The following is a 10,399-nucleotide window of genomic DNA, read 5'->3' as shown; positions in this document are numbered from 1 at the left end:
GCGTGCGCAGCGCGCCGCCCTCGTCGCGGCGGCCGTCGTCGCGCTGCTCGTCCTGGTCGCGCTCGCCGCACCGCTGCTCACGGCCATCGAGGGCCAGGACCCCACCACCTACCACCCCTCGCTGGTGGACTCCGCGCGCGGCGGCGTCCCCGTGGGCCCGCTCGGCGGCATCGGCGCCGACCACTGGCTCGGCGTCGAACCCCAGACCGGCCGCGACCTCTTCGCACGCCTCGTCTACGGTGCCCGGGTCTCCCTCGGCGTCGCGCTCGCGGCGACCCTGGTGCAGGTCCTCATCGCCGTCGTGGTGGGCGTGGCGGCCGCGCTCGGGAACCGATGGGTCGATCAACTGCTGAGCCGCGTCACCGAGATCATCGTCGCGATGCCACTGATGATCATGTCGTTGGCGCTGCTGGCCATCGTGCCCAGCAGCTTCCCTCGTCCCGTCCTGGTCGCCCTCGTCATCGGGCTGATCGCCTGGGGCACCCTCGCGAAGATCGTGCGCGCGCAGACGCTCACGCTCAAGCAGCTGGACTACGTCGCCGCCGCGCGGCTCAGTGGCTGGGGCACCTGGCGCATCGCCCGACGCGAGCTGCTGCCGGGCCTCGCCGCCCCGCTCATCACGTACTCCGCGCTCCTCGTGCCGATGAACATCGGTGTCGAGGCAGCCCTGTCGTTCCTCGGCGTCGGCGTGAAGCCCCCGACGCCGTCCTGGGGACAGATGCTGACCGCCGCCGACGTCTGGTACCAGGCCGCGCCGCAGTACCTGCTGCTGCCCGCGGGCGCCCTGTTCGTCACCGTCCTCTCCCTCACCCTCCTGGGCGACGGGGTGCGCACCGCCCTCGACCCGCGCGCGGCTTCACGTCTGCGCGTCGGCACCGGGCGCAGGGGCGAGGCCAAGGCGGACGCGGCCGGGACCGCCGCGGGAGCCGCCGTGTCCCAGGCCGGCGCGGGCGTGGGCCTGCCCGGGCAGGGCACGGGTCCGGACCGGCCGGGTGCGCCGTCCTCCGAGGCCGAGGAGGCCAAGGCATGAGCGGCTTCGGCGGTTTCGTCCTGCGTCGTGCCCTCGGCACCGCGATCACCCTCTTCGCCATCTCGGTGATCATCTACGTCGTCTTCTACGCCACACCCGGCAACGTCGCCCAGATCACCTGCGGCCCGCGCTGCTCACCCCTCCAAGTGCACCAGGTCGCCGAGCAGTTGCATCTCGGAGACCCGTTGTACGTGCGGTACTGGCACTTCCTGGAGGGCCTCTTCGTCGGCCAGGACTACTCGACGGGCACCTCCGTCCAGCACTGCTCGGCACCCTGCCTCGGGCTGTCGTACCAGACCGACCAGCAGGTCACCCAGCTGATCCTGACGAAGCTGCCGGTCAGCCTGTCGCTGGTGTTCGGCGCGATGGTCGTCTGGCTCGTGCTCGGCGTCGGCACCGGCGTCCTCTCGGCGTGGCGGCGCGGCCGGCTCAGCGAGCGGGTGCTGACCGGCATCACGCTGGCCGGGACGGCGACACCCGTCTTCGTCATCGGCCTGATCCTGATGATCGTCGTCTGCGGCCAGCTGCAACTGCTGCCCTTCCCGCAGTACGTGAACTTCTCCGACGACCCCGAGCAGTGGGCGTGGAACCTGTTGCTCCCCTGGCTCTCGCTCGCCCTTGTCGAAGCCGCCGCGTTCGCCCGGCTGACCAGGGCCTCGATGCTGGAGACGCTGGCCGAGGACCACATCCGGACCTTCCGGGCGTACGGCGTCGGCGAGCGGTCGATCATCGGACGGCACGCCGTACGGGGAGCGCTCGCCTCGATCATCGCGCTGAACGCCAACACCTTCGGGTCGGCGGTCGGCGGCGCGGTGCTCACCGAAACGCTCTTCGGACTGCCCGGCATCGGCCAGGAGCTGGTGCACGCGGTGAACGTCGTCGACCTTCCCGTGGTCGTCGGCATGGTCCTGGTCATCGGCTTCTTCGTGGTTATCGCCAACGCCGTCGCGGACGTGCTCTACGCGGTGGCCGACCGACGGGTGGTGCTGGCATGAGCGACTCCTCCAAGACCCCTTCCACCGCCCCGTCACGGGCCTCTTCACCGCCCCTTTCCACCGCCCCCGCGGCGACCTCCTCGCCGGCTCCCCTGGTCGAAGTGAGCGATCTCGTCGTCGACTTCGGGGGTCTGCGGGCCGTCGACGGGCTCTCCTTCCGGCTGGAGAAGGGCGCCGCACTGGGCCTGGTCGGCGAGTCCGGCTCGGGCAAGTCCACCGTGGCATCCGCCCTGTTGGCGCTGCACCGGGGCACCGGAGCGCACGTCGGCGGCACGGTCCGCGTGGCCGGTGTGGACGTACAGCGGGCATCCGACGACGAACTGCGTCGGCTGCGCGGCGGAAAGGCCGCCATGGTCTTCCAGGACCCGCTGTCGTCCCTCGACCCGTACTACGCGGTCGGCGACCAGATCGCCGAGGTGTACCGGGTGCACACCAAGGCGTCCGGGCGAGCGGCCCGCGCGCGTGCGGTGCGGGTACTGGACCGCGTCGGCATCCCCGACGCGGCACGGCGGTCCCGTTCGCGCCCGCACGAGTTCAGCGGCGGTATGCGCCAGCGCGCCCTCATCGCCATGGCCCTGGCCTGCGAACCCGAACTCCTGATCGCCGACGAGCCGACCACGGCCCTCGACGTGACCGTCCAGGCCCAGATCCTCGACCTCCTGCACACCCTGAGGCAGGAGACCGGGACGGGACTGCTGCTGGTCACCCATGACGTCGGGGTCGCGGCCGAGAGCGTCGACGAGATCCTGGTGATGCGTCACGGACGCGCGGTCGAGCACGGGCGGGTCGACGCCGTCCTCGGCGCGCCCCGCGAGCCGTACACCCGGGAACTCCTCGGCGCCGTCCCCCGCGTGGACACACCGCGCGCGGCCGGGCGCGGCGGGAGCACGAACGCGGCCGAGGGGGCTGGTCCGGTCGAGGGCCTTCCTTCGGACGACGACGTCGTTCTCGAAGCGGTCGGGCTCCGGCGGGAGTTCGGGCGCGGGAAGCAGCGGTTCGCGGCCGTCGACGATGTGTCGCTGACCGTCCGCCGGGGCGAGACCCTCGGCATCGTCGGTGAGAGCGGCAGCGGGAAGACGACCCTGGGAAGGATGCTGGTGGGGCTCCTGGAGCCCACGGCCGGTGTGGTCCGCCACGAGGGACGCGAACGGTCCGGTGTCCGTCCCTCGGTGCAGATGGTCTTCCAGGACCCGGTGTCCTCCCTCAACCCCCGCCGCAGCGTGGGCGATTCCATCGCCGATCCGCTGCGGGCGCGCGGGATGGGGGTCTCCCCGCTCGAGCGAAGCCGAGAGCGGGGGAGGGACGAGAAGCGCATCCGCGGGCGGGTACGGGAACTGCTGGAGCGCGTGGGGCTCGAAGGGGCGCATTACGACCGCTACCCGCACGAGTTCAGCGGCGGACAGCGCCAGCGGGTCGGCATCGCGAGGGCGCTCGCCGCCGAGCCACGCGTCATCGTGTGCGACGAGCCGGTCTCCGCGCTCGACGTCACCACACAGGCCCACGTGGTCGCCCTGCTGGGTGAGTTGCAGCGGGAACTCGGACTCGCGCTGGTCTTCGTGGCGCACGATCTCGCGGTCGTGCGCCAGGTCAGCGACCGGGTCGCGGTGATGCGGCGCGGCCGGATCGTCGAGTACGGTCCCGCCGACGAGGTGTACGAGAACCCTCGGGACCCGTACACCCGGCAGCTGCTGGCCGCCGTACCGGCACTCGACCCGGCGGTCGCGGCGCGGCGCCGGGCACAACGCCAGGAACTGTCCCTGGCGTGACCCGATCGAGGGCCCGAGCCCAGCGAAACGTGACTGCTTGATTCCGTAGCGCGACAAAACGCGGTCTGCGCGGGAAAGTTACGGCCGTTCACCCCTTTTGGTGGTGCGATGGACAACCGTCCGTCGCACCACCGCCTTGTCCGCATACGTTCGTCCCGCTGCGAGCCGCCGGGTCAACGGCGGCTCCTCATACGGGAGATCGGGGGTGTGCTCGTGCGCATCGGACTGCTGACGGAGGGTGGCTATCCGTATGTGAGCGGTGACGCCAGGCTCTGGTGCGACCGGCTCGTACGAGGGCTCGGGCAGCACGAGTTCGACATCTACGCGCTCAGCCGCACCGAGCGCCAGGAGGACGAGGGCTGGATCCGGCTGCCGCCCCAGGTCGGCCGCGTACTCACGGCACCGCTGTGGACGGCGCAGAGCGACGGGCTGGTGTACGGGCGACGGGCGCGGCGCCGGTTCGCCGAGGCGTACGGGGAACTGGCGGCGGCGGTGTGCGCGGGGCCGGAGGCCGTAGGCGCGGAGGTGTCGGGGGAGGGGGCGGCTTCCGCCGGCGTTGTGGCGGACCGTTTCGCCAGCGCGCTGTACGGGCTGGCCGAACTCGCCCGGGACGAGGCCGGGCTGGTCGGCGCTCTGCGCTCCGAAGGCGCCGTGCGTGCCCTGGAACGCGCCTGTCGTGCGCCCGGCGCACTCCGCACGGCCCGCACCGCGCGCGTACCCGATCTGCTCACCGTCGCCGCGCACATCGAGCGCGCCCTGCGCCCCCTCTCACTGGACTGGTACACGGACGACGGGCTCGGCTCGGTCGACCTCTGCCACGCCGCCTCCGGCGGAACCGCGGCCCTGCCCGGCCTCCTCACCCGGCACTTCTTCGGCGTCCCCCTGCTGGTCACCGAGTACGGCGTGCAGCTGCGGGCGCACTACCTGGCCGCCGCGACCGTCGAAGAGGCCCCCGCCGTCCGGGCGCTGCTCGCCGCGTTCCACGGCGGGCTCACCGCCGAGGTCTACCGCGCCGCCGCGCTCATCACGCCCGGCAACGCGCACGCCCGCCGCTGGCAGGAGCGCTGCGGCGCCGACCGCGCCAAGCTGCGCACCGTCTACCCCGGCATGGAGGCCGAGCGCTTCGCGGACGTCGGGGAGGGCGTGGAGGGCAGCCGGTGCGCGGACCCCGACACGCTGGTGTGGGTCGGCCGCATCGAACCGGCCAAGGATCTGATCTCCCTGCTGCACTCCTTCGCCGAGATCCGCAAGGAGGAGCCGAAGACCCGCTTGCGGATCGTCGGCGCCCCCGCCGACGGCCCGGACGGCGCGACCTACCTGGCCCACTGCAAGGCCCTGGCCGCGCAGCTCTTCCCCGACGAGGCGGAGGGGGTGCACGCGGTCGGCGACAACCCGGTGTCCTTCGAGGAGATCGGAGGCCCGGAGATCCCGAGCCTCGCGGAGGCCTACGCCTCCGGAGCCCTGGTCGTCCTCTCCAGCGTCGTCGAGGGCTTCCCGATCAGCCTCGTCGAGGCCATGTTCTGCGGCCGGGCCACCGTCTCCACGGATGTGGGCGCGGTCGTCGAGGTCATCGGCGGCACAGGGCTGGTGGTGCCGCCGCGCAATCCGCGGGCGCTCGCGGAGGCGTGCCTGGCCCTGCTGCGCGACCCGGAGCGCCGTGAGCGTCTGGGCGCGGCCGCCCGGGCACGCGCTCTCGAACTCTTCACCGTCGAGCAGAACATCACGGCGTTTCACGGCATTTACCTTGAGATCGTCTCGCACTCCCCGGTGAGTCGGGTACTGGTGGACGACGAGGGGGAGCCGTTGCCCTTCGGCCTCCCCGCCGAGGCCCACGTGCCCGGCCGCTGGACCGAGTCCCGCCTCATGACCGCGGGCCGACCGCGCTGGGCGGAGGGCGCGCCGGTACGCGCCACGGTGCCCGCGCCCGTCGCCGTTTCTGTGGGGGAGGGCGCGTGACCATCGACAGCGGCGGACCCGGTGCTGCCCTGAGCGGGCTCGACGACCCGGGTGAACCGGACCGGCCCGCGACACCGACGGGCTCCCGCGTCTGGGACGAGCGGTCCGAGACGTGGCTGGTGGCGGAGGAGACGGACGGACGGGCCGCGGGTGCGGGGGAGGGGACTGCCGCCGGCACCGGAACGGACCTGGTGGATCTGGCGGGTGACTCCCTCACGACGGACGGGCCGGGCCCCGACACCGGACTCGAACGACTCCGTGGCCCGGGTGGCGGAGGCGGCCCCGGCCCCGGTGCGGCTGCCGGAGGCGCCGACCGCGCCGACGGCTCGCCCGGTGCGCGCGGGCCCGCCGGACGCCGCGGCGCGGCGGACCCCGTGAAGGCGCTGATACACCGGCACCGCGAGCTCTGCGAGCGGGCCGTGGACCCGCTGGAGATCGCGGCGGGACTGGAGGCGCACGGGGTGACCGACCGGACCGCCGCCCGCTTCCGGCACCGGGACGTCTTCTCGCTGGCCGAGGAGATGTACGCGCGCGTTCCGCGTGACGGGGAGTCCACGCCCCGCACCGAGACTCCGGGACGCCCCGGCACGCGCGCCTACTGGGCGGCGCTCGCCCTGGTGCCGGGCGCCCTCGGCGCGGCCGTCGTCGCCGGGGTACGGCTCACCGACGGGCAGCCGCGCCTCGCCGTCGCCGCGTTCGGCACCCTGGCCATGACGCTGGGCCTGCATGCCGCCCTCCGGCGAGGTCCCCTGAGCACCCGGCACCGCACGACGAGCGCCACCCGCGCAGGGACGTACTGGCTCATCGCGTATGCCCTCGTCGGTGACGGACTGCTGGGCGCCGGCCTCGACGGCGGCCCGGACGGCCCCTGGCCCCTGGCCGTCGCGCCCGTGCTGGCCCTCGCCCTGGCCTGCGCCCCGGCGGCCTGGTGCGCCCAGCTCTTCGTCGCCCGCGCCCGCCTCCGGCTGAACGCCAGCCGTGGCCTGGAGGAGTTCGCCTCCGCCGTACGACCCCTGCTCCTCGGAGCGTTCGGTCTGTTCCTGTGCGCACTGGGCGGGCTGCTCGCGCTGTGCGGGACGGCACTGGACGAGTCGCCCGGCTACGCCGGAGCCGGTGCGCTCGGCGCCCTGCTCCTGCTCGCGCGGCTGCTGACCGCGCGCGGCTTCATCCTGGCCCCGGCCATCGCTCTCACCGCTGCCGGGGCTGCGGAGGCCACCGCCCTCGCCACGGTCTTCGCCGCCCGCCTGCCCGGCTGCTCGTTCCTGGCCGTTCCCGTCGACAGCCTCGTCGGCGCGGGAGGACCCGGCGCCGTACCGGCCCTGGCGTGCGGGGCGGGCGCCCTCGTCCTCCTGGTCCACGCGACCCGCACCCTGACCCGCGCCTCGGCCCACGCCCTGTCCTGCGAGGCCCCATGAGCCGCGATCCGCGCCCCGACGCACCGAGCAGGACGGCCCGTTCGACCGGGGCCGCCCGAAATCGGCCCACGACGCCCCCACCGCCGTGAGCCCTCCGCGGCGTCCAGGACAGCCTCCCGGATCCGGGCCCTCTTCTCCCGCGGGGCCGACACCGCGGGCCCTCTCCCCTACCTACGGCATCACCCCGAAGGAGACAGTCAGATGATCACCTCCCGAACCGGAGAATCCGCCCCGGGAGCCGCCCGATGAGGGTCCTGCTGATCGGAGCCAACGGTTACCTCGGCCGCTTCGTCGCCGACAGACTGCTGGCCGACCCGGCCGTGCAGCTCACCGCGCTCGGCCGGGGCGACGACGCCGACGTACGGTTCGACCTCGCCTCGGGCAGCCCCGGCGCGCTCACCCGCTTCCTGGACGCGGTGCACCCCGGAGTCGTCATCAACTGCGCGGGCGCCACCCGCGGCGGCGCCCGCGAACTGACCCGGCACAACACCGTCGCCGTCGCCACCGTCTGTGAGGCCCTGCGGCGCAGCGGCTGCGGGGCCCGGCTCGTGCAGGTCGGCTGCGGCGCCGAGTACGGGCCCAGCCAGCCCGGTTCCTCCACCGCGGAGGACGCCGTGCCGCGCCCGGGCGGCCCGTACGGCGTGAGCAAACTCGCCGCGACCGAACTCGTCCTCGGCTCCGGCCTGGACGCCGTGGTGCTCCGCGTCTTCTCACCCGCGGGACCCGGCACCCCCGCCGGATCCCCGCTCGGCCGGCTCGCCGAGGCACTGCGCCGCGCCATGCAGGCCAGCGACGGCGAGCTCAAGCTCGGCGGTCTCGGCGTCCAGCGCGATTTCATCGACGTCCGTGATGTCGCCCGCGCCGTCCACGCCGCCTCCCTCTCCGCCGCACAGGGCGTGATCAACATCGGTTCGGGCCGTGCCGTGCGCCTCCGTGACGCCGCAGCCGTCCTCGCGCGCGTGGCCGGCTACAGCGGCACCCTGCACGAACTCGACGGCCCGCCCGGCCCGTCCATGAGGGCGTCCATCGGTCACCCCCGCCCCGAACCCGACCACGCCGCCCCGGTCGCGTACCCCTACCCGGACGGCTGCGGCAGCTGGCAGCAGGCCGATGTGCGCACCGCACGCGACCGGCTCGGCTGGCGGCCCCGGATCAACCTCGAGGAATCCCTCGCGGACATCTGGATGGAGGCGGCATGTCGCATCTGACCAGCACCGCGACCGGCAGCGCGAGCACCGATCTGGGACTCGGCTTCGGCATCCCCGGCTATGCGCACCCCCTCGTCGCGTCCGTGGAATGGGACGAACTCACCCGCCCCGGCACCCCCTTGCACTGGGTCGTCCTGAACGTGGACAACGGTCCCGGCGCACGCCCCGACCCGCGCTGCCTGGAGGCCTCGGGACGGCTGCGCAACGCGGGTGTCCGGGTGCTGGGTCTCCTGGACACCACTTACGGAGCACGCACCTTCGGCGAGGTGATGTCCGATGCGCAGCGCTACCTCGACTGGTATCAGGCAGACGGATTCCTCCTCGGCCGCTGCCCCGGTGAGCGCGCCGCGCTTCCCGAGATCCGCCGCACGGTCGACGCGCTCCGCGCGCTCCGTGACGGTGCCCACATCGTGCTGGGCCACGGCACCCACCCGCACCCGGGATACGCCGAGAACGCCGACCAACTGGTGACCTTCTCGGGCTCCTGGACCGACTACCGCTGGTCGCAGGTCGCCGAGTGGACCGCCGACCATCCCCCGGAGCGCTTCTGCCACTTCGTGCACGGTGTGCCGCGCGGGCACCTGGACGAGGCACTGCGCATCGCCCGCTGGCAGGGCGCCTCGACGATCTACTTCACCGACCGCTCGGATCATGGAGGGACGGCCGACCCCTGGGAGACGATGCCCGGCTACTGGGACGAGATCGTCTCGCGGATCGGAACGGGTGTCTCGGAATGAAGAAGGGCGTGGCAGTGTTACGGGGAGAACAACTGTAGTGATTGACCGACCAACGGAGTCCCCGTGTCGCTGCCACCCCTGGTCGAGCCAGCCTCTGAGCTCACCGTAGACGAGGTCCGCAGGTACTCCCGCCACCTGATCATCCCCGATGTGGGCATGGACGGGCAGAAGCGGCTGAAGAACGCCAAGGTGCTGTGTGTGGGCGCCGGCGGCCTCGGATCGCCGGCGCTGATGTACCTGGCCGCGGCGGGCGTCGGCACGCTCGGCATCGTGGAGTTCGACGAGGTCGACGAGTCGAACCTGCAGCGCCAGATCATCCACAGCCAGGCTGACATCGGCCGTTCCAAGGCCGCGTCGGCGCGCGATTCCGTACTGGGCATCAACCCGTACGTGAACGTGGTCCTTCACGAAGAGCGGCTCGAGGCCGAGAACGTGATGGACATCTTCAGCCAGTACGACCTGATCGTCGACGGCACGGACAACTTCGCGACCCGCTACCTGGTCAACGACGCGTGCGTCTTGCTCAACAAGCCGTACGTGTGGGGCTCGATCTACCGCTTCGACGGCCAGGCCTCCGTCTTCTGGTCCGAGCACGGACCCTGCTACCGCTGCCTCTACCCGGAGCCCCCGCCGCCGGGCATGGTCCCCTCCTGCGCCGAGGGCGGTGTCCTCGGCGTGCTGTGCGCGTCGATCGGCTCCATCCAGGTGAACGAGGCGATCAAGCTCCTCGCCGGCATCGGTGAGCCGCTCGTCGGCCGCCTGATGATCTACGACGCCCTGGAGATGACGTACCGCCAGGTGAAGGTCCGCAAGGACCCGAACTGCGCGGTCTGCGGTGAGAACCCGACCGTCACCGAACTCATCGACTACGAGGCCTTCTGTGGCGTCGTGTCCGAGGAGGCGCAGGAGGCGGCCGCCGGCTCGACGATCACTCCCAAGCAGCTCAAGGAGTGGATCGACGACGGCGAGAACATCGAGATCATCGACGTCCGCGAGATCAACGAGTACGAGATCGTCTCGATCCCCGGCGCCAAGCTGATCCCGAAGAACGAGTTCCTCATGGGCACTGCCCTGGAGACCCTGCCGCAGGACAAGAAGATCGTCCTGCACTGCAAGACGGGTGTCCGCAGCGCGGAGGTCCTCGCCGTCCTGAAGTCCGCTGGTTTCTCCGACGCGGTGCACGTCGGCGGCGGTGTGATCGGCTGGGTCCACCAGATCGAGCCCGACAAGCCGGTGTACTGACCGACTGCTCGGCCCGCTCTTCCGATGGCGGGGGTTTCGCGAACCAGGTG

General features: G+C 72.5%; 8 protein-coding genes. All 8 read left to right on the top strand.

What is annotated here, in order from left to right; translation table 11 throughout:
* On the top strand, positions 1–1,030 hold a 1,030-nt coding region (locus ACFWBT_RS38195), incomplete at its 5' end, for an ABC transporter permease (RefSeq protein ID WP_385707967.1).
* Positions 1,027–2,025 (top strand): ABC transporter permease, encoded by a 999-nt coding sequence (locus ACFWBT_RS38190; protein WP_385707964.1) that lies wholly within the window; start codon positions 1,027–1,029, stop codon positions 2,023–2,025. The genes ACFWBT_RS38195 and ACFWBT_RS38190, both read left to right, overlap by 4 nt.
* Positions 2,022–3,791 (top strand): dipeptide ABC transporter ATP-binding protein, encoded by a 1,770-nt coding sequence (locus tag ACFWBT_RS38185; protein ID WP_385707961.1) that lies wholly within the window; start codon positions 2,022–2,024, stop codon positions 3,789–3,791. Before ACFWBT_RS38190 ends, ACFWBT_RS38185 begins: the two co-directional genes overlap by 4 nt.
* 213 nt (positions 3,792–4,004) lie before the next feature.
* The gene (locus ACFWBT_RS38180) at positions 4,005–5,747 is read left to right on the top strand and encodes a DUF3492 domain-containing protein (RefSeq protein ID WP_385707971.1); all 1,743 of its coding nucleotides are present in this window, start codon (positions 4,005–4,007) and stop codon (positions 5,745–5,747) included.
* Positions 5,744–7,162 carry a hypothetical protein gene (locus tag ACFWBT_RS38175; protein ID WP_385707958.1) on the top strand — a complete coding sequence of 473 codons (1,419 nt, stop codon included), beginning with the start codon at positions 5,744–5,746 and terminating at the stop codon, positions 7,160–7,162. Before ACFWBT_RS38180 ends, ACFWBT_RS38175 begins: the two co-directional genes overlap by 4 nt.
* A gap of 245 nt (positions 7,163–7,407) precedes the next feature.
* Positions 7,408–8,370, top strand: a complete 963-nt coding sequence (locus tag ACFWBT_RS38170; protein WP_385707955.1) for an NAD-dependent epimerase/dehydratase family protein — start codon at positions 7,408–7,410, stop codon at positions 8,368–8,370.
* Positions 8,358–9,107, top strand: coding sequence for a spherulation-specific family 4 protein (locus tag ACFWBT_RS38165; RefSeq protein ID WP_385707952.1), 750 nt, complete (start codon positions 8,358–8,360; stop codon positions 9,105–9,107). Before ACFWBT_RS38170 ends, ACFWBT_RS38165 begins: the two co-directional genes overlap by 13 nt.
* A 63-nt stretch (positions 9,108–9,170) precedes the next feature.
* Positions 9,171–10,349 carry an adenylyltransferase/sulfurtransferase MoeZ gene (moeZ, locus tag ACFWBT_RS38160; RefSeq protein WP_385707949.1) on the top strand — a complete coding sequence of 393 codons (1,179 nt, stop codon included), beginning with the start codon at positions 9,171–9,173 and terminating at the stop codon, positions 10,347–10,349.
* Positions 10,350–10,399: the final 50 nt, after the last annotated feature.

It is taken from the genome of Streptomyces sp. NPDC060027 (assembly GCF_042737005.1).
Classification (GTDB): domain Bacteria; phylum Actinomycetota; class Actinomycetes; order Streptomycetales; family Streptomycetaceae; genus Streptomyces.
This window is presented reverse-complemented; position numbering and strand designations above follow the sequence as displayed.

What these genes read in the sequence shown, in the direction of transcription:
- ACFWBT_RS38185 (WP_385707961.1), top strand. Translation starts at nt 2,022, where the DNA reads ATGAGCGACTCCTCCAAGACCCCTTCCACCGCCCCGTCACGGGCCTCT.
- ACFWBT_RS38165 (WP_385707952.1), top strand. Translation starts at nt 8,358, where the DNA reads ATGTCGCATCTGACCAGCACCGCGACCGGCAGCGCGAGCACCGATCTG.
- ACFWBT_RS38170 (WP_385707955.1), top strand. Translation starts at nt 7,408, where the DNA reads ATGAGGGTCCTGCTGATCGGAGCCAACGGTTACCTCGGCCGCTTCGTC.
- ACFWBT_RS38190 (WP_385707964.1), top strand. Translation starts at nt 1,027, where the DNA reads ATGAGCGGCTTCGGCGGTTTCGTCCTGCGTCGTGCCCTCGGCACCGCG.